Source organism: Nocardia nova NBRC 15556 (assembly GCF_001613005.1).
Taxonomy (GTDB): domain Bacteria; phylum Actinomycetota; class Actinomycetes; order Mycobacteriales; family Mycobacteriaceae; genus Nocardia; species Nocardia nova.
The window spans coordinates 62,450-79,592 of the sequence record NZ_BDBN01000032.1 but is presented as its reverse complement, the minus strand read 5'-3'; the positions used below and the strand labels follow the sequence as shown (position 1 = coordinate 79,592).

The 17,143-nt window shown below is 64.5% G+C and carries 22 protein-coding genes, 1 other RNA gene and 1 pseudogene; 13 read left to right on the top strand and 11 right to left on the bottom strand.

From position 1 onward, the window contains the following. Window positions 1-49 precede the first annotated feature (49 nt). Entirely contained in the window at window positions 50-637 is a 588-nt protein-coding gene (locus NN2_RS14150) for an NADPH-dependent FMN reductase (protein ID WP_063013812.1), read from the bottom strand. Between the two features lie 132 nt (window positions 638-769). Between NN2_RS14150 and NN2_RS14145 the strand changes: the two genes are divergently transcribed. From NN2_RS14145 to NN2_RS14110, 9 genes are all read left to right on the top strand, one after another. Next, on the top strand, window positions 770-1,627 hold the full coding sequence (locus NN2_RS14145; RefSeq protein WP_063013810.1) for a helix-turn-helix domain-containing protein: 858 nt from the start codon (window positions 770-772) through the stop codon (window positions 1,625-1,627). A gap of 83 nt (window positions 1,628-1,710) precedes the next feature. Next, complete coding sequence (prfB, locus tag NN2_RS14140; protein ID WP_063013808.1) at window positions 1,711-2,823, top strand: peptide chain release factor 2; 1,113 nt, start codon at window positions 1,711-1,713, stop codon at window positions 2,821-2,823. Window positions 2,824-2,950: 127 nt separating this feature from the next. Beyond that, window positions 2,951-3,808 carry a mechanosensitive ion channel family protein gene (locus NN2_RS14135; RefSeq protein ID WP_063013854.1) on the top strand — a complete coding sequence of 286 codons (858 nt, stop codon included), beginning with the start codon at window positions 2,951-2,953 and terminating at the stop codon, window positions 3,806-3,808. Continuing rightward, complete coding sequence (locus NN2_RS37185) at window positions 3,795-3,953, top strand: Rv3103c transmembrane domain-containing protein (protein WP_156055619.1); 159 nt, start codon at window positions 3,795-3,797, stop codon at window positions 3,951-3,953. The genes NN2_RS14135 and NN2_RS37185 overlap by 14 nt, the downstream gene beginning before the upstream one ends. Window positions 3,954-4,027: 74 nt before the next feature. Then, window positions 4,028-4,717 (top strand): cell division ATP-binding protein FtsE, encoded by a 690-nt coding sequence (gene ftsE / locus NN2_RS14130; protein WP_063013806.1) that lies wholly within the window; start codon window positions 4,028-4,030, stop codon window positions 4,715-4,717. Further along, the gene (gene ftsX / locus NN2_RS14125) at window positions 4,717-5,622 is read left to right on the top strand and encodes a permease-like cell division protein FtsX (RefSeq protein WP_063013804.1); all 906 of its coding nucleotides are present in this window, start codon (window positions 4,717-4,719) and stop codon (window positions 5,620-5,622) included. Before ftsE ends, ftsX begins: the two co-directional genes overlap by 1 nt. 201 nt (window positions 5,623-5,823) lie before the next feature. Further along, window positions 5,824-7,935 carry a DNA helicase RecQ gene (gene recQ / locus NN2_RS14120; protein ID WP_372453218.1) on the top strand — a complete coding sequence of 704 codons (2,112 nt, stop codon included), beginning with the start codon at window positions 5,824-5,826 and terminating at the stop codon, window positions 7,933-7,935. A 145-nt stretch (window positions 7,936-8,080) separates the two neighbouring features. Beyond that, window positions 8,081-8,332 carry an Rv3103c transmembrane domain-containing protein gene (locus NN2_RS14115; RefSeq protein WP_146098649.1) on the top strand — a complete coding sequence of 84 codons (252 nt, stop codon included), beginning with the start codon at window positions 8,081-8,083 and terminating at the stop codon, window positions 8,330-8,332. 15 nt (window positions 8,333-8,347) lie between these two features. Further along, on the top strand, window positions 8,348-8,584 hold the full coding sequence (locus NN2_RS14110) for a WLR motif membrane protein (RefSeq protein ID WP_030515490.1): 237 nt from the start codon (window positions 8,348-8,350) through the stop codon (window positions 8,582-8,584). A gap of 7 nt (window positions 8,585-8,591) precedes the next feature. On the opposite strand, the gene NN2_RS14105 is transcribed toward NN2_RS14110, so the two are convergent. Beyond that, on the bottom strand, window positions 8,592-8,960 hold the full coding sequence (locus NN2_RS14105) for a hypothetical protein (protein WP_063013798.1): 369 nt from the start codon (window positions 8,958-8,960) through the stop codon (window positions 8,592-8,594). 340 nt (window positions 8,961-9,300) lie between these two features. On the opposite strand from NN2_RS14105, the gene smpB reads away from it, so the two are divergent. From smpB to NN2_RS38570, 4 genes are all read left to right on the top strand, one after another. After that, window positions 9,301-9,774, top strand: coding sequence for an SsrA-binding protein SmpB (gene smpB, locus NN2_RS14100; protein ID WP_063013852.1), 474 nt, complete (start codon window positions 9,301-9,303; stop codon window positions 9,772-9,774). An 81-nt stretch (window positions 9,775-9,855) separates the two neighbouring features. Beyond that, window positions 9,856-10,226: a transfer-messenger RNA gene (gene ssrA, locus NN2_RS14095) on the top strand. Window positions 10,227-10,323: 97 nt separating this feature from the next. Continuing rightward, entirely contained in the window at window positions 10,324-10,500 is a 177-nt protein-coding gene (locus tag NN2_RS37180) for a hypothetical protein (protein WP_156511333.1), read from the top strand. A gap of 204 nt (window positions 10,501-10,704) precedes the next feature. Further along, the gene (locus NN2_RS38570; RefSeq protein WP_063013796.1) at window positions 10,705-10,941 is read left to right on the top strand and encodes a hypothetical protein; all 237 of its coding nucleotides are present in this window, start codon (window positions 10,705-10,707) and stop codon (window positions 10,939-10,941) included. Here the strand turns inward: NN2_RS38570 and NN2_RS39090 are convergent. The 9 genes and pseudogenes from NN2_RS39090 to NN2_RS14040 all read right to left on the bottom strand — a co-directional run. Beyond that, a pseudogene (locus tag NN2_RS39090) lies at window positions 10,861-11,904 on the bottom strand (recombinase family protein); the annotation flags it as partial. The gene NN2_RS38570 and the pseudogene NN2_RS39090 sit on opposite strands and share 81 nt — an antisense overlap. After that, a complete protein-coding gene (locus NN2_RS36295) occupies window positions 11,864-13,426 on the bottom strand; it encodes a tyrosine-type recombinase/integrase (RefSeq protein ID WP_082856991.1) in 1,563 nt (520 codons plus the stop codon). The gene NN2_RS36295 and the pseudogene NN2_RS39090, both read right to left, overlap by 41 nt. Further along, window positions 13,423-13,791 carry a helix-turn-helix domain-containing protein gene (locus tag NN2_RS39085; protein ID WP_082856990.1) on the bottom strand — a complete coding sequence of 123 codons (369 nt, stop codon included), beginning with the start codon at window positions 13,789-13,791 and terminating at the stop codon, window positions 13,423-13,425. Before NN2_RS39085 ends, NN2_RS36295 begins: the two co-directional genes overlap by 4 nt. After that, window positions 13,788-14,216, bottom strand: a complete 429-nt coding sequence (locus tag NN2_RS14065; RefSeq protein ID WP_063013786.1) for a recombinase family protein — start codon at window positions 14,214-14,216, stop codon at window positions 13,788-13,790. Before NN2_RS14065 ends, NN2_RS39085 begins: the two co-directional genes overlap by 4 nt. Beyond that, window positions 14,213-14,848: an ImmA/IrrE family metallo-endopeptidase gene (locus NN2_RS14060; RefSeq protein WP_169812409.1), complete on the bottom strand. Its 636-nt coding sequence runs from the start codon at window positions 14,846-14,848 to the stop codon at window positions 14,213-14,215. The genes NN2_RS14065 and NN2_RS14060 overlap by 4 nt, the downstream gene beginning before the upstream one ends. Window positions 14,849-14,983: 135 nt before the next feature. Then, window positions 14,984-15,391 carry a helix-turn-helix domain-containing protein gene (locus NN2_RS36285; protein ID WP_082856988.1) on the bottom strand — a complete coding sequence of 136 codons (408 nt, stop codon included), beginning with the start codon at window positions 15,389-15,391 and terminating at the stop codon, window positions 14,984-14,986. A 103-nt stretch (window positions 15,392-15,494) separates the two neighbouring features. Beyond that, the gene (locus NN2_RS14050; protein WP_063013779.1) at window positions 15,495-16,175 is read right to left on the bottom strand and encodes an antirestriction protein ArdA; all 681 of its coding nucleotides are present in this window, start codon (window positions 16,173-16,175) and stop codon (window positions 15,495-15,497) included. After that, window positions 16,168-16,578, bottom strand: a complete 411-nt coding sequence (locus NN2_RS14045) for a hypothetical protein (RefSeq protein ID WP_063013777.1) — start codon at window positions 16,576-16,578, stop codon at window positions 16,168-16,170. The genes NN2_RS14050 and NN2_RS14045 overlap by 8 nt, the downstream gene beginning before the upstream one ends. Window positions 16,579-16,688: 110 nt before the next feature. Beyond that, the gene (locus NN2_RS14040; RefSeq protein ID WP_063013775.1) at window positions 16,689-17,093 is read right to left on the bottom strand and encodes a hypothetical protein; all 405 of its coding nucleotides are present in this window, start codon (window positions 17,091-17,093) and stop codon (window positions 16,689-16,691) included. Between the last annotated feature and the right edge of the window lie 50 nt (window positions 17,094-17,143).

The window sequence follows — 17,143 nt, the reverse complement described above, 5'->3', positions numbered from 1 at the left end:
GGGCCCGGCCGAGCGTCTGTGACCGGCCCATGCCATCGCGAGCCGTTGTTCACGCCGCGACCCGCGCCGCAGCCAAAGCGCTCGCCCACCAATGCAATTGGTCGAGCATTCCCGCTGCCGCCGCCTCGGATTCGCCCGGTGCGGTCCACCGTCCCTCGGCGTCGAACTGCTGGTAGTACCGGGGGAAGGACACGTAGTCGCGGATCGTGTGCGCGTTCAGCTCGGCGAACACCTGCCGCAGGTGAGCGATGGCGTTCAGCCCGCCGCTCGCCCCGCTGTAGCCCACGAAGCCGATCGCCTTGCGGTCCCATTGCGTGTAGTGCCAGTCGATCGCCGTCTTGATCGAGGCCGGGTAACTGCTGTTGATGTCGGGCGTGACGATGACGATCGCATCCGCGGCATCCAGACGCCGGGTCAGATCGACCATGCCGGCGGGCCGCGGCGGATTCGGTTCCATTCGCGGGGGAACCGCCGGCAGTGCGACGGGCAGATCGGCCCCGGCGAGATCGATGAGGTCGACCTCGAATCCGTCGTGCCGCCGGGCCTGTTCGGCGAACCACTCACCGACCACCGGCCCGAAGCGGCCCTCCCGGACGCTGGCGATGACAACTGCGAGCCGCATTGTGCTGCTGGACATTTTGGATCTCCTTCGGAAAGCGTCGTTCGCTGTCGTCGACTCTGCCGTCCGGGCGTGAGGCCAGGGAGCCCGCTGCGAGGGTGGTAGTGAGAGGGATACCCTCGGCGCGCCCCGCGCTGTTAGCGTCGATCTGTGAGCGATAACGAGCTGGGGCTTTTCCTGCGTACTCGGCGTGCGGCGGTCACCCCCGCCGAGGTCGGGCTCCCGGCCGGGCCCCGCCGCCGCACCCCGGGGCTGCGCCGCGCCGAACTCGCGACACTCGCCGGAGTCAGCGTCGAATATCTGATCCGGCTGGAGCAGGGCCGAGACCGGCATCCGTCGGCGAGCGTGCTGTCCGCATTGGCCGATGCCCTTCGATTGAGCCCGAGTGAGCGCGTCCAGCTGCATCGGCTGGTCAAATCCGCCGATCCCGGATTCAGCTGTACGGGCGGCGCGCTGCCCAATCGCCTGGTCCGGCCCGCGGTGCAGACCATTCTCGACCGTCTCGCACCGGCGCCCGCGGCCGTCTTCAACCGCCTCGGTGAGGTTTTGAGCTGCACCGATGGCTATCGCGCGCTGGTCGGCGGCACCGGCCTGCTCGATCACGGCCTGCCCGCGGGCTACCCGCGCTGGCTGTTCACCGATCCGCGTGCCCGCATCGTCTACCCGGAGTGGGACCGTCGTGCCGATCTCGCGGTAGCCAACCTGAAGGCCGGTCCCTTTCGCTCGGATCCGACCATCGCCGCGCTCGCCGACGAGCTGACGCTGCTGGCGGGTGCGGAATTCACCCGTCGTGTCGCCGACATCGCCGGGCTGCCGGATACCAGCGGCATCAGCCGGATGGACCATCCCGAGGCGGGTCCGCTGCGGCTGGCCTACGAACGGCTGGACCTGTCCGCCGACGACGACCAGTACATCCAGGTCCAGCTGCCTGCCGACGACGCGACGGCCGCGGCCCTCGATGCGCTGCTGGGCCGCCGCCCGGGTGGATTGCGCGCGGTATCGGGCTGAGCCGGCCGCCCGCCGCATCGCCCGGGCTGCCGGCGACTCGCCGCATTTCACCGCCACCTGCGCGAGCGGTAGATTGGACAACCGTGCATCCTGACGTTTCCGCTGATCTCGCCGAACTCGACACCACGTTGAAGACTGTCGAGTCGGTACTCGACGTCGACGAGCTGCGCCGTCGCATCGACGAGCTCGAACATCAGGCCGCCGACCCGGAGCTGTGGAACAACCAGGAACACGCCCAGCAGGTGACCAGCGAGCTGTCGCACGCCCAGGGTGAGCTGCGCCGCGTCACCGAACTGCGGCAGCGGCTCGACGATCTGCCGGTGCTCTACGAACTCGCCGAAGAGGAAGAGGGCGAGGCCCGCACGTCCGCCCTCGCCGATGCCGACGCCGAACGGGCCGCGCTGCACGCCGACGTCGAGGCGATGGAGGTGCGCACGCTGCTCTCGGGCGAGTACGACAAGCGCGAGGCGCTGGTCAACATCCGCTCGGGCGCCGGTGGTGTGGACGCCGCCGACTGGGCGCAGATGCTGATGCGCATGTATGTGCGCTGGGCCGAGCGCCACAAGTATCCGGTCGAGATCTACGACACCTCCTACGCCGAGGAGGCGGGCATCAAGAGCGCCACCTTCGCGGTGAAGGTGCCCTACGCCTACGGCACCCTCTCGGTGGAGATGGGGACCCATCGCCTGGTGCGGATCAGCCCCTTCGACAACCAGGGCCGTCGCCAGACCTCCTTCGCCGAGGTCGAGGTGCTGCCCGTGGTCGAGGGCACCGACCATATCGAGGTTCCGGAGTCGGAGATCCGCGTCGACGTGTATCGCTCCTCGGGCCCGGGTGGCCAGAGCGTCAACACTACCGATTCGGCGGTGCGGATCACCCACCTCCCGACCGGCATCGTGGTGACCTGCCAGAACGAGAAGTCGCAGCTGCAGAACAAGATTTCGGCCATGCGCGTGCTGCAGGCCAAGCTGCTGGAGCGCAAACGGCAGGAGGAGCGCGCCGAGATGGACGCGCTCAAGACCACCGAGGGCGCCTCCTGGGGTAACCAGATGCGCTCGTACGTGCTGCACCCGTACCAGATGGTCAAGGACCTGCGCACCAACTTCGAGGTGAACAATCCGTCCTCGGTTCTCGACGGTGATATCGATGGTTTCATCGAAGAGGGAATCCGCTGGCGGATGCGCCAGGACGCGTGAAACCCGCCTATCACGGCACAATCACGGCATATCGGTCGGTCGCCGGTCGTAGTAACCTGTCTGGCGTGTGTTCGGGCGGCAGATCGGCTTGTGTCGGTGCACGGTTGATACCGGAAAGGATGCGCCGATGACGACGACTCTCGCCACCGGATCCGGTGCGGAATTCACGTCGTGGCTGCGCGGCAGCGGGCTCGAGATCGTGCTGCTGATCGTGGGCGCGATGCTGTTCAGCCGCTTCGCCACCTTCGTGCGTGACCGCATCACCCGCCGCATCGACGCCGGTTTCCAGAGCAGCGATTCGCTGGTGCGCACCGAGGCCGCCAAACATCGCCATGCACTGGCCCAGGTCATCACCTGGGTGGTGCTGTCCATCGTCTACTTCCTGGTGTCGCTGGAAGTGTTGCAGCGCTTGGGCTTTCAGCTCGGCGGTCTGGTCGCTCCGGCCGCGGTGCTGGGTGCCGCGCTCGGTTTCGGCGCCCAGCGCATCGTGCAGGACCTGCTCGCCGGATTCTTCCTGATCACCGAGCGGCAGTACGGATTCGGTGATGTGGTGCGCATCGCGGTCACCGGGCAATCCGAGCCGGCCGAAGGTACCGTGGAGGACGTCACGCTGCGGATCACCACATTGCGCAATCCGGACGGGGAGGTCATCACGGTGCCCAACGGGCAGATCGTGAAAGTGACCAATCTGTCGAAGGATTGGGCCCGCGCGGCGATCGATGTGCCGGTGCCCGCCACCGCCGATATCACCAAGGTCAACGAAATCCTGCACGAAGTGGGCGCCAAAGCATTTCAGGATCGCCGCCTGAAATCGCTACTGCTGGACGAACCTACGGTGATGGGCCTGGAAGATCTCACCGTCGACCAGATGAACATTCGGATGGTGGCCCGCACACTGCCGGGTAAACAATTCGACGTCGGACGCGAGCTGCGAGTGCGTGTCGCCGCGGCGCTGCGTCGGGAGGGTTTGAGTGAAACCGCGTAAATCGACCGCGATCTTGGTCAGTGTCTGGGTCGCGACGCTCGTGCTGTATCTGTTCGTGAAGCCGGCCACGCCGGACCATTCCGGTTTTCCCAACATCGCGAATACCGTTTCCGGTTCCGCGCTGACGACCGCGCCGGCCCGCTGACCTCTCTGTGACAAGTCGCATGCTCCGGAGTGGGCCGGGGTGTGCCATGACTTCGCTGGCTACACTGGCACCTCGTGATCACCCTGCGGAACGTCACCAAGTCATATAAAACCTCGACGAGACCCGCGCTGGACAATGTTTCGGTCGAGGTCGACAAGGGCGAGTTCGTCTTCATTATCGGACCGTCCGGGTCGGGTAAATCGACGTTCATGCAACTGTTGCTGAAAGAGGTCAAGCCGACCACCGGCGAAGTGCATGTCGCGGATTTCCGGGTCGACCGGTTGCCGGGACGACGGGTGCCCAAGCTGCGCCAGCGCCTCGGCTGCGTCTTCCAGGATTTCCGGTTGTTGCAGCAGAAGACGGTCGAACAAAACGTGGCGTTCGCGCTCGAGGTGATCGGCAAGAATCGCAAATTCATCAATCGGGCGGTGCCGGAGGCGCTGGACCTGGTGGGTTTGTCCGGTAAGGCGGATCGCCTGCCGACCGAGCTGTCCGGCGGTGAACAGCAGCGGGTCGCGATCGCCCGCGCGTTCGTGAACCGGCCGCTGGTACTGCTCGCCGACGAACCCACCGGCAACCTGGACCCCGACACCAGTCAGGACATCATGATGTTGCTGGAACGCATCAACCGCACGGGCACCACGGTGCTGATGGCCACCCACGACAATCACATCGTCGACGCCATGCGCCGGCGCGTGGTCGAACTCGATCGCGGCCGCCTGGTCCGCGACGAGGCCACCGGCGTGTACGGGGTGGGCCGGTAATGCGCGCGAGCTTCCTCTTCGGTGAGGTCTTCAACGGCCTACGCCGCAACGTCACCATGACCATCGCGATGATCCTCACCACCGCTGTCTCGCTCACCATGCTCGGCGGCGGCATGCTGGCCGTCCGGATGGCCGACAAGACCGAGCAGTACTTCCTGGATCGGCTCGAGGTGCGGCTGTACCTGACCGAGGACGTCTCGGCCAACGATCCGGACTGTTCGCAGGACCCGTGCAAGGCGCTGATGTCGGCGCTGAAGTCCGAGACCGGCGTGGAATCGGTGCAGTTCCTCAATCGCGAGGAGGCGGTCCGGGAGGCGAAGGAGAAGACCTTCAAGGATCAGCCGGAGCTGGCCAAATACGTCAGCGAGTCACCCCTGCCGGCCTCGCTGCGCGTCAAGATGACCGACGCCTCGCAGTATCCGCGCATCTTCAAGGACTTCCAGGGCAAACCCGGGGTCGGATTCGTGCGCAACGACAAGGACATCGTCGACCGGCTGGTGAGCCTGTTCGACGGCCTGCGCAACGCGGCCTTCGGCCTGGCGGTACTGCAGGCCCTGGCCGCCCTGCTGCTGATCGCGAATATGGTGCAGATCGCGGCGTTCACGCGCCGGGAGGAGGTCGGCATCATGCGGCTGGTCGGTGCGACGCGCTGGTACACCCAGCTGCCGTTCCTGCTCGAGGCGGTGGTCGCCGCGCTGGCCGGGTCGGTGCTGGCGGTGATCGGACTGATGATCGCGCGGCCGCTGGTCATCGACCGCGCCCTCGGCGACCTGTTCGCGTCGAAGGTCTTCCCGCGCATCACCGGCGACGACATCGCGGTGGTGGCGCTGACCGTGGTGCCGGTCGGCATCGTGTTCGCCGCGCTGACTGCCTACGGCACACTGCGCTACTACGTGCGCGAATAGGGTCGTTCCGGGTTTCAGCCGGAGCAGAGCAGCAACGCGAGAATCGCGCTGGCGTCGTTCGGTGTTGCCGGTCGCATCGGGGCGGAGTCGGTCACGTCGGCGGAGACTATCAATCGGTGGTGGTTCGCAGAATCGACAGCAACGGGTGCGGCTGTGGATTGGGGGTTCGGATCGTCGGTGGTGGTCCGTAGGATGGCTGGCGTGAATTCCCCGGAGACGCTCGAGACGGCCGATGCTTCGTCGCGCACTGTGGAAACCGATGCGGCGCAACAGATTCTGCAGCGTGTATTCGGGTACGACAGTTTCCGGGGATTACAGCGCGAGATCGTCGATCAGGTCGTCTCCGGGGGCGATGCGCTCGTTCTGATGCCTACCGGCGGCGGCAAGTCGCTGTGTTATCAGATTCCGGCGCTGGTGCGGCCGGGGGTGGGTGTGGTCATCTCGCCGCTGATCGCGCTGATGCAGGATCAGGTCGACGCGCTGACCGCGCTCGGGGTGCGGGCCGGATTTCTCAACTCCACCCAATACCCGGACGAGCGGCGCACGGTCGAGGCGCAGTTCGTCGCCGGGGAACTGGATGTGTTGTATCTGGCGCCGGAGCGGTTGAAGCTCGAATCGACCGCGGAATTACTCGATCGCGGCAAGGTGTCCGTATTCGCCATCGACGAGGCACACTGTGTCTCACAGTGGGGTCACGACTTCCGGCCCGACTATCTGGCGTTGTCGGTACTGCACGAACGCTGGCCCGACGTGCCGCGGATCGCCTTGACCGCCACCGCCACCGAGGCCACACGCCGCGAGATCGCCGAGCGGCTCGACCTCACCGGGGCCAAGCATTTCGTCGCGGGTTTCGACCGGCCCAATATCCAGTACCGGATCGAACCGAAGAATCGCGCCGATCAGCAACTGCTGTCCTTCATCCGCACCGAACATCCGGGGGAGGCGGGCATCGTCTACTGCCTGTCTCGCAATTCGGTCGAGCGGACCGCGGAATTCCTGTGCCGCAACGGAATCGAGGCGGTGCCCTATCACGCCGGTCTGGACGCGCGTACCCGCGCCACCAACCAGGCCAGGTTCCTGCGCGAGGACGGGCTGATCGTCGTCGCGACGATCGCCTTCGGGATGGGCATCGACAAACCCGATGTGCGGTTCGTGGCACATCTGGATCTGCCCAAGTCGGTGGAGGGCTACTACCAGGAGACCGGTCGCGCCGGCCGCGACGGCCTGCCGTCCACCGCCTGGATGGTCTACGGCCTCAATGATGTTGTGCAGCAACGCAAGATGATCGACTCCTCCGAAGGCGACGCGGCGCACCGGCGCCAGTTGCAGCTCCACCTGGATGCGATGCTCGCGCTGTGCGAGACCGTGCAGTGCCGCCGCACCCAGCTGCTCAACTACTTCGGCCAATCCGGTGACACCTGCGGTAACTGCGACACCTGCCTGAATCCGCCGGAATCCTGGGACGGCACGGTCGCCGCGCAGAAGGTGCTCTCGGCGGTGCTGCGGCTCAAACGCGAACGCGGGCAGAGCTTCGGCGCCGGACATATCGTCGACATCCTGCTCGGGAAGTCGAATCCGAAAGTGTTGCAGCACAAGCACAACGAGTTGAAGGTGTTCGGCGTCGGCGCCGATTTGCGCGATACCGAATGGCGCGGCGTGATCCGCCAGTTGCTCGCCCAGGGCCTGCTCGCGGTGCACGGCGAATACGGCGTGCTGACCCTCACCGAAGCCAGCGACGAGGTGCTGTTCAAGAACCGCACGGTCCTCATGCGCCGCGAGCCGGAACGTGTGAAGCCACCGCGCGCGGCCAAGGCGAAGGCGTCCCGCCTCGCCGCGGCCGAGCTGGCGCCCGCCGCGGCAGACCTGTTCGAACAGCTTCGTGCCTGGCGTGCCTCGGTCGCCAAGGAGCAGGGCGTTCCCGCCTACGTCGTCTTCCACGACGCCACCCTGCGCGATATCGCCGGCCGTGCCCCCGCGACCCTGGCCGAACTCGGCGGCATCAGCGGAATCGGTGAGAACAAGCTCGCGAAGTACGGCGAAGGTGTCCTCGAAGTGGTCGTGGGATTCGATGCGGGTAGCTCGGTCGGGGCGGCGGAGGCGCCGGCCCCGCGTCCGAACCGAGCCGAGCGACCGGCCGGCCGGCGCGGCTCCTCCCGCGCGGCCGCATCGGGTGCCCGCCCGCGCCCGGAACCGTCTCGCGGCCCGGTCACACGCTCGAGGTTCGAGGCCGCGGAACCGGCAGCCCCGAACGATTCGGTGAACCGGGACATCCCCGACGCCGATTTCGAGCCCCCGCCGGACGACTTCTACTGAACCGCTCGGTGCATCGGCGTGCCCGCTCACCAGCGCGGACGGTGGTTGCGGTCGCTGTGCGCGCCGGTGTCGACCGCCACGCCGGACTCGGGGTGGCGCCCGTTCCACGTTTATCCCTCCGCCCGGCGCGGGTAACCGTCTCGCCGTGACACATGGGCAGGACGGAGTGATCGAGACCAACGGGTCGCCGAAGAACCACGACCCGGCTTCAGGCGCCGATTGGGCCGTCTCGGCCACGCCGGATCCTTCCCGGCTCGGGGTGCGGCCTCTGGGCCGGATCGGCATGACCCGGCAGTTGCGACGAGCCCGCACCGGCATGCGGCCCTCGACGCTGGCCCTGATCACTGTCTGGATTGCCGTCTTGGCGCTGTATCTGGCGGTGCGACCGGGCGGATAGCGGTAGCGTGCCGCTATGTCCCACGACCATCACGACGACCGCTCCGATCAGTCGTCGGATTCCGGCCCCGGCGGCGATCCGCCGGATGCCGCGAAACCCGGACCTCGCCGCACCCGAGCGGATTCGGTCGAGGCCGGGTGGCTGCGCCCGCACGCGAACCCGCTCGGTCGCCCGCGGCTGACGACCGTGGTGCTGCTACTCGCGTGGATCGCCTTGCTGATTCTCTATCTGCAGGTCCGCCCCGGCGGCTGACCGCGCGTCAGCGGTCGGTGCTCACCCGCTCCCACATCATCGCGTTCTGCCAGCCGTAGCGCTGAAAGGCCCAGTCCTGCACGGTCTTTGCGACGAGTTCGAAGGCGGGTGAGTGCGGGGTTCCCCAGCGCGCGGTGTCGCGCACGCTGGCACGGAACTGCATGCCCGGCCCGCCCCCGCCGTATTCGACGATATAGCCGCGACCGTCGTCGGGATCGATGCGCCGATCCATCTCGACGCGCAGATAGTGTTGGGCCGCAGGCGAACCCGGGCGTTCGACGACGAGTTGGGGTTCTCGGTAATCCAACTCGGCCAGGAGATCGTGTAGTTGCGCATCGGTCGGGTCGTCGAGTACACGATCCGAGGCGGTGCTCACTCTGAATCTGGGTACCGTTGTCACGCAACCATTTTGCGCGCTCACTCGGCGATGGGCACACAAAATCGGTTCCCGGCGGTGGGGATGTCCGCATTCGTCCGCTGCCGCCGCCTGCCGCTGCGGTGGTTTCTCCCGCGACACCGGCACCCGGGCGGTGCGGGCGGGTTGCCGGAGACCGGCCGACCGTGAGCCGGATCACGGCATGTTCCGCGCCGGAATTTCGTTTTCCTTCTGTTCGGCGGCCGTGTAAACCGGACAGGTCCGCCCGCTCAGCGGGCGTCGAGGCACAATGACAGCGTGGAGCCCCGCCGAGCTGCGCGGAGTCGAGGGAAAGGTGTTCATGAAGGAGAAGGGGCGCAAGGTCATCGCCACCAACCGCAAGGCGCGGCACAACTACACGATCCTCGACACCTACGAGGCGGGAATCGCGCTGGTCGGTACCGAGGTGAAAAGCCTGCGGGAAGGTAAGGCGTCGCTGGTGGACGCCTACGCCACCATCGACGACGGGGAGGTGTGGCTGCGTGGCCTGCACATTCCCGAATACGGGCACGGCACCTGGACCAACCACGCCCCGCGCCGCACTCGGAAACTGCTGCTGCACCGTCGCGAGATCGACAAGCTCACCGGCAAGACCAAGGAGAGCTCACAAACCCTCGTCCCGCTGTCGATGTATTTCGCCGACGGCAAGGTGAAGGTCGAACTGGCGCTGGCCAAGGGTAAGCAGGACTACGACAAGCGCCACGACCTGGCCCGCCGGACCGCGGAGCGAGAGGTGACGCGCGAACTCGGCCGGCGCGTGAAAGGTATGCACTGACCGGCGGGAATGTATGACGGCGAAGTGATGTTAATATGAACAGCCCGGCCCACCAGCCGGGTGTTCAACTGAGTTGAGTACGGGGCTGATCGGTTTCGACTGCGTACGTCGATTCAGGGGAAGCGTGTCGGTGCAGGCAGGAGACCACCGTAAGCGTCGCTGTAACCCAATAAGCGCCGATTCTCATCAGCGCGACTACGCTCTCGCTGCCTAAGCAGTAGAGCGTGTCTGTCAGTCCGGGTTTGCTCTCGGCCCGGGTACTGGCATCAGCTAGAGAGCTCTACCGTGCGGCTCGGTCGCGGAGTCGTACGGGACATCGAACAGCGACTGGGATCGTCATCTCGGCTTGTTCGCGTGACCGAGAGATCCGAGTAGAGGCTCAGCGAACTGCACACGGAGAAGCCCTGAAGAAGCGGCGGAGGACCCGGGTTCAATTCCCGGCAGCTCCACCACAGCGGCCTTACTCGAAACGGGGTCCGTAAGGACATCGTGGAGGGTAGGGCCGCTTTTTCCGTTTCTGGACGTGGCTTGGCGCGGGGAGGTGCCGGGGTGCTCGCAGATCGAGCGGGTGCCGGCAGCATTGTGAAGATCGGCGAAGGGCTGGCGAAGTCGGTCGGTGCGGACCCCGTCAATGTCGAGGTAGAAGCGCTCGAAGAAGGTGTGGTTGAGATGGCGCCTCACCGCGTCGGTACGGGTGCGATAGAGCTGGGCAGGCTCGTTCAGTAGGTCGAGTCCTCGTTTGAGCACCTCGACGCCCACGGCGAGTTCAGCGCCGGTGGCCGCCAGGCTGGCTTGGACGCTAGAGCGGTCGGTCTCGATCGCGCGGAGCCGGGATTTGATCTTGGCTTGTGGCAGCGTGCCGTCGGCGGCGAGGTCGAGTAGGCGCTCTTCCTTGGCGTCGAGCTCCTTGAGTCGCGTGGTGAGCGTGGCATGCATGGTACGGACGCTGGACTGTTCGTCGGCCAGCGCTTCATCCAGCAGTCCGCGGATGGTCGTGTGGAAGCTGCTGGGAAGGCTGAGCGTGGCGTAGTGGTCGACGATGGCGCGTTCGACTTGCTCGGCCGGAATGTGGGGCATGTCGCAGTGGTTGTCTTGCCGCCCTCGGCAAAGGAAGTAGCCATAGAGGTGGCCGTTCCGTCCTCGGGCTTCGGTGTAGATGAAGCGTGACGTTCGCCCGCGATTGTGGCATCGATCACAAAATAGATCGCCTTTGAGGTAGTGCTGATGGATGCGGTCGCGTTGCCCGCGCCGGCTGCGCATGTCCACGACGTCTTGAACGCGATCGAACAGTTCTTGCGTGACAATCGGTTCATGCCGACCGGGGCGGAGTTCGCTGTCGACTTCGATCCATCCCGCGTAGTAGGGGTCTTGGAGCATCCGATGCAACAGTTTGAACGAGACCGGGCGCTCCGGGATGGTGCCACGTGCACGTGCGGTCAGTCCGAGGTCGGTCATCGTTGCTTCGAGCTGTTCGAGGCCGTAGTCGCCGGTCGCATAGAGTTCAAATGCCTTGTGTACCAAGGGAGCACGCTCTGGATCGAGGGCGATGGTGTTGATTTGTTTGCCTTCGTATTCGACCCGGACGTTCAGGTAGCCAACTTTGGCGAAGCCAATCGTGCCGCCGTTGCGGGCCTTGGTGCGCATCTTCTCCTGAATGTCTAAGCCCTGCAACGTATTCATCAGGTGATTCATCACGTCGAGCATGCCCTCCATCGCCACCGCGTGGGGACCTTCGCCGAAGTCCTCTTTGGCGCTGATGATGCGCACGCCCATCTTGTTGAGCTGCGTCTCGATGATGGCGGCGTCGAAGCGGTTGCGAAAGGCGCGCGAGCGCATGTAGACGATGACGTACCGGACTTCGGGATGGTCGGCGAGGTACTTGAGCAGTTCCCGGAAGACGGGCCGCTTGTCGATCGTCTTGGCAGAGTAGCCGGGTTCGATGAACTCCTCGACCACGTCCACCCCCATCGCGTCGGCCTTGGCGTGCCCTTGGGTGCGTTGGGTGGAGATGGACAGACCGTCGGGGTCGATGTCGATGGCAGTGTCGAGCTGCTTCTTGGTCGAAACACGCAGTAGGAGAACAGCTTTGTCACTTCTCTGACTCCTGCTCGGTTGGGTTCGTCGGGCCATTGGGTGCCTCCTTGCATGTGGGGGAGAGGAACGGTGGGTTCGTTTGTGTCAAGTCTGTGTGAGTCGGAATCCATTGCCACAGAGGCCATTCGGAGGATCCGGTCGGGCTAATCGCGTTGACGGCAATTTTGACGGCAACACAGCCGAACTTCCACGTCCTTTCGCGTGTTCGTACGACGTTGTGTATAGAGGTCAGACGCTCTTGCAAGGTGGCCCCGTTTGCTCTGAAGAGCCTTGTGTCCCCAGTTCGAGCCTGGGAGGAGCCACCAAGGAAAGCACCTAACCCATCAGGGGTAGGTGCTTTCCTTTTCTGTGGATGACGGTTGGTCGAAGTGCCCGCATACGCCGTTTGACGGCGATTCTGACGGCTACGCTGCCTTTTGACGGCTGCCGTGAACAAACGGTCCTCGACTTTGCTGAGGGCGTTGCGCTTGCTGGCGAGATCCACGTGTTCATAGATGCCGGTGGTGCGGACGTCGCCGTGGCCGAGGATTGCTTGGATGTCGCGGGAGTGGACATCGAGGTGCTTCTGGGTGGTGGCGTTGCTGTGGCGGAGGCCATGCAGTGTGATTCGTGGTAAATCAAGCCGTTTGCAGATCCGCATGAACGATCTCGCCAGATTGTGTGACTCCAGCGGTCGTCCGGTGCTAGTCGTGAAGACCAGCTCGTTCTCATCGCCAGCGCCTTGCCAACTTTCACCGGCAGTGCCCCTGGCGACTGCCTGGCCGGCTCGGTGCTGCAGGAGCAGGTCGCGGGCTGTCGCGAGTAGGGGTTCGTCTCGTCGGCTCGACTCTGTCTTGAGCTCGACCTGCCGAAGTTCACCGTCGATACGTTGCACCTGTTGGCGGATGCGAAGTACGCCATGATCGAAATCGACGTCACACCACCGAATGCCGACGACTTCACCGGCACGCAGTCCGTAGAGCGTGAGCAGGACGAAGGCTGGATAGAGCGGGTTCTCGCGGGCAGCATCGAGAAACTGAACCGTCTCATCGGGAGTCCAGTGCGCTGCTTCCTTGGCGCGGTGGCGCGGCAGTTCGACCAGGCGGGCGACGTTTCGGGTGATCACTTCCTGGCGCATTGCGTAGGTGAGGGCGGCGCTGAGCACTTTGCGGGTCTGGTGGAGGGTGGGGACCGATCGGCCGTCGGCGTGGAGGTTGTCGAGGAAGGTCTGCACCGTGCGCACGGTCAGTCTGTTGAGGTAGTAGTGGCCGAGGCCAGGTTTGATGTGCAGACGTACAGCCGACTCGTGCCGCTTCACGGTGAGGGAACGGCGTTTTTCGTGTTCGAGCCAGAAGTCCAGGTATTCGCCGACTTTCCATGCGCGGTCGGCAGGTAGGAGTCCCCGGCGGGCTTCATCGATGGCCTGGGTGAGTTTGGTGTGGGCCTCGGCGCGGGTACGGCCGTAGACGCGCAGTCGGCGCGTCTTCCCGTTGACCGTGCCGAGGTACGCGGCGCCTTCCCACCGCCCATCCTTCCGCCGGTACAGAGTGCCCTCGCCGTTGGTCCTACGCCCCGTCATGGTCGGCCTCCGGCATCGGATAAGTTGCCGACGAAACGCTCAATTTCCATGATGGGTACGAATCGTCGGCGCCCGATCTTCACCGTCGCGAGCTCGCGACGGTGGATCAGCTGGTAAACGCTCCATCTGCTTAGCCGAAGTCGCTCACAGGCTTCGGGAACCGTCAGGAGTGTCGACTGCGTGCTCGTGGTCGCGGGGGCCTTTGGCAAGTTGCCGAGTTGGGTGCGAAGCCACGCAGGATCGTCGGTCCCGCGGTCGGCCAATCTGAGCGCCACCGCTCCAACTGTTCGCAGCAGGGCGCGCGTGTCATCGGACAACACGGCAGAGCGCTCCGTGCGCGGCGTGGTTGCGGTAGCACGGGTCATGCCGGTGTCTCCGCAAACGAATGTGCGACCGGATGCTGGGAATCCTGGTTCGGCAGAAGCACCCGGACGTCGAGGCGTCGGAAGTGTTCGGTGAGCAGCTGCGCGTGGGCGCTGTTGAGCGCAAACCGGCGAGCTGAGGGGAAGATTGCGTAGCGGATGTCAGGGTGCTGTTCCAGGTGGGCAAGCAGTCGTCGAAGTACGGGGCGCCGCCGCAAGCTCGTTGCGGGAGCGCCGATCTCGACGAATTCCTTCACGATGCCAAGCTGATGCTTGGCCGCGGTGCGGAACCCTGCTTCGCGCTGCAGCTGAATGCGGATCGGCTCACCGCCCGCCGCCCTGTCTGCTTCGGACACGGCAGCTACGGACAAGAACATGACGGCCGGCGTGAAGCTTGCGTCGTTGACGACAGCATCCTGAGGACTCATGCCGCCCTCCAACTGGGGCTACCCTGAACGGCGGAGCCCACACGGACTCGCTCGTCGTAAAGACGCTCACGGATGACATCATCGGGAACGTCAAAATAGGCTGCGAGAGAGGTGATTTCGGTGAGGCCCGCCCGGAGGGCGCGTCGGAGAAGCTGATCCGGCACAAGCAGGTGACGGGCGAAGTAGTCGGCTGCGCGCTCCGCCTCACAGGCCGAGGATCTGACCGAGGGGCTTGGATACAGGGCCGCTGTGCGGCCGTGGTCAAGCACTCGCTTGAACTCGTGGGCGAGATAGATCCTGTGTCGTTTCCAGCTATCGGCTCGACGGAGCGAGATGACCCACTGTCGCGTGTGAACGTCCCAGAAACTGGCGTGGGCGATTTGCTGGTCGGGCGAGTACTCGATGCGGATACGGGGCAGCTCGGTGATGAGCTCTATGGGGGTGAATCCGGTGGATCGCCCTTCTCGCATGAGGGCGATCGCTTGTTGTTTGGCTAAGCGCAGGCTGTGGTCCCAGCGCACCGGTTGGCGAGGGATGAGGCCTCGCAGTTTGGCGATGATCCCTCGCGGCGGCGGGCCGGCGTGCGGGCGCTTCAGCTTGATGAGTTGAACTGACGGTGTCGTGGTTGGCATGGTGGTCTCCTTCCAATTGTTGTAACTGTCTCTATTTCCTTTCGTTTGCGTGGTGAACGGAATTGTTTTGCAGTTGCCTCCCTTTTGCAGCGGCCTCCTTTCATTGTCAGTCATTTACTTGTCGCCGAATCGTTGTCAGGCGGGCGGATTAGAGTTGCGGTTAATGGCTTCGTGGTAAATGTCGATATCCGGAGCGCTTCGTTTGACGAGCATGTTGATGCGCGCCTGGATGTGCTGAGCGACGTCGTCAGGGACACGGTGGTACGTGACCGCGATGTGCGGTCGATCGGTCGGCCGCTCCGTCTTGGGCATCCATCCGGCTTCGTTGAGCAGGATGTCCACCGGCATTTCCAGTCCGTCGGCAATGGCCTTTAGTGAGCGTGGGCTCGGATGAGCAAAGCTGCCTTCCTCAAGACGTAGTATTGAGGAATACGCCAAGCCGGTGCGGCGAGCGAGGTCGCTGCGCGTCAGACCTAGGTCTTTGCGTCGTTTCTGAATAATCACGGCTATCCGTTTGGCTTCGTGGGTCCGCGATGCGGCCATGTATCAATTCTCCCGTTTATTTCACGAATTAATAATAACTCCTTTTGTGCGTATGCGCAAAAGTAATTGCTATTTCGGCAACCTCTGCCATCGGTCATTGCTTTTATGTTTTTTCGTCGAATATCCACACGCCGCCACCTTCTGCCGGAAAGGCCACGATGTCGTCCTGTGCCAGCAGTTGCTCGCCGATCGCCTCGTAGTCGATGTAGGCCAGGTGTTTGAGCTGGTCCGGGAAGGCGTCTTTCAGGACGTCATCCAGTCCGAGCGGTGCGAGCAGGTGGCGCACGTAGCCGTCGACACTTTCGTAGTGCCCCTGGTAGGCACGCTCGAAGCGGCTGAATTGGCTGGGGTCGTCTTCGTGGGCGCTGGCCCAGGCGGAGAACGCCGGGCCGTAGTCGATGATCCCTTGCGCGACCGCGCTCAGAAGTTCGATGGTATGTACACCTTCAAGCCCCAGGGGGCCGGTGGTCGGCCGGAAGCTGGCGTAGCCCTGGTAGTCCCAGATGTAGAGTCCTTCGCGGTCATAAACCTCCTGCTCACCGAACATGCTGTAGAGCTCGGCGTGGATGCTTCGGGGGTCTCGGGCCATATCTATCCACGCACCGTCGGTCAGTTCGGCCCGAAGCGGCAACCCTCTGGTGACGTAGATGCGCGGATACCGCGGCGGATCCTTCTCGTGGCCGATTTCGGCCTCACGGTAGGTTGGCTCGTCATCGGAGGGTTTACGGGCGGCCTCTGGTTGGAAGTTGCTGTGCGCGTGGCTGTTTGCGTGTCGCTCATTCATGATCACCTCCTTCCAGCTGCTCGATGGTTCCGGTCGGCAACTGGCGTTGCACGAGCCGCAGGGTCAGTGCTTCAACGGCACCTTGGAGATCGCTGGTGGTCAGCTCGTCGTAGGCGTCGATCAGCTCGACAAGCCGGGCGAATATATAGCCGGCCTTGGCTGCCAACTCGTGCAGTCCGTCTTCCTCGGCCACGTCGAACTCGTGTGTCCGCTGCACTTGCTGCAACGCAACGGCGGCCGCAGCGGCACGGGCATCCAGGCTGGGGTGCCGGGCGGCATCGTAGATCACCCGGAGCAATGTTTCGCCTACGTCCCACACGAGCTGCTCGCGGTCGTGGTTTTGTTCGGCAGGCAGCGTCGTCTCGCCTGAACTGTGTTGTGGATTCTGAACTTTCTCGCTCATGTTCTTCTCCTTTCGGTTATGTTTGAGTGTTGGCCGGTGGACAGCAGTGAGGTCTGTGCATTCCTCGATCTGCTGTCCGCCGGCCTCTTACACCGGGCGCTGAGCGTGGCTCAGCTGTCCGCCTGCTCGCCGTCGCCCTGCTGTGTTCCGCGACGGCTTCGCGGTCGCCGATTCCTCTGTGATGCAGCGTTATCCATGGTTTCCTCCGCCTCTGCCGCGCCGTCGGGCGCTGGGGCGTCCTCGACGTTGGCGGGCGGTGGCGGGCTGGCGGTGAACAGGTTGGCGATAGCCGTTTGCCTCGCGCGGGCCTCTTCTTCGATGGCGGCGCGCGCGGCGTCGGCTTTGGCCATCAGCTCGGGGTCGTTCTTCGCGGCTTCGATGTAGGCATCGACAGCGTTGAAGCATTCGGCCTTCAGGCTGGTGCCGCGGAGTTCGGCGATCCAGCTGAGCTGGGCGTGGCGGGCGGTGTCGATACGGATCGCAAGGGTGATTTCCTTGCTCGACGGTTCGGACATGGTCCTTCTCCTCGGTGCGAGCGGCCGGTAAGCACGTGGTGCGCTTACGA

Bases quoted from the DNA above. Each gene is read 5' to 3' on its own strand.
- NN2_RS14150 (WP_063013812.1), bottom strand. From the start codon at position 637: ATGTCCAGCAGCACAATGCGGCTCGCAGTTGTCATCGCCAGCGTCCGG.
- NN2_RS14135 (WP_063013854.1), top strand. From the start codon at position 2,951: ATGACGACGACTCTCGCCACCGGATCCGGTGCGGAATTCACGTCGTGG.
- ftsX (WP_063013804.1), top strand. From the start codon at position 4,717: ATGCGCGCGAGCTTCCTCTTCGGTGAGGTCTTCAACGGCCTACGCCGC.
- NN2_RS14110 (WP_030515490.1), top strand. From the start codon at position 8,348: ATGTCCCACGACCATCACGACGACCGCTCCGATCAGTCGTCGGATTCC.
- smpB (WP_063013852.1), top strand. From the start codon at position 9,301: ATGAAGGAGAAGGGGCGCAAGGTCATCGCCACCAACCGCAAGGCGCGG.
- NN2_RS38570 (WP_063013796.1), top strand. From the start codon at position 10,705: ATGCATGGTACGGACGCTGGACTGTTCGTCGGCCAGCGCTTCATCCAG.
- NN2_RS36295 (WP_082856991.1), bottom strand. From the start codon at position 13,426: ATGACGGGGCGTAGGACCAACGGCGAGGGCACTCTGTACCGGCGGAAG.
- NN2_RS39085 (WP_082856990.1), bottom strand. From the start codon at position 13,791: ATGACCCGTGCTACCGCAACCACGCCGCGCACGGAGCGCTCTGCCGTG.
- NN2_RS14065 (WP_063013786.1), bottom strand. From the start codon at position 14,216: ATGAGTCCTCAGGATGCTGTCGTCAACGACGCAAGCTTCACGCCGGCC.
- NN2_RS14060 (WP_169812409.1), bottom strand. From the start codon at position 14,848: ATGCCAACCACGACACCGTCAGTTCAACTCATCAAGCTGAAGCGCCCG.
- NN2_RS36285 (WP_082856988.1), bottom strand. From the start codon at position 15,391: ATGGCCGCATCGCGGACCCACGAAGCCAAACGGATAGCCGTGATTATT.
- NN2_RS14050 (WP_063013779.1), bottom strand. From the start codon at position 16,175: ATGAATGAGCGACACGCAAACAGCCACGCGCACAGCAACTTCCAACCA.
- NN2_RS14045 (WP_063013777.1), bottom strand. From the start codon at position 16,578: ATGAGCGAGAAAGTTCAGAATCCACAACACAGTTCAGGCGAGACGACG.
- NN2_RS14040 (WP_063013775.1), bottom strand. From the start codon at position 17,093: ATGTCCGAACCGTCGAGCAAGGAAATCACCCTTGCGATCCGTATCGAC.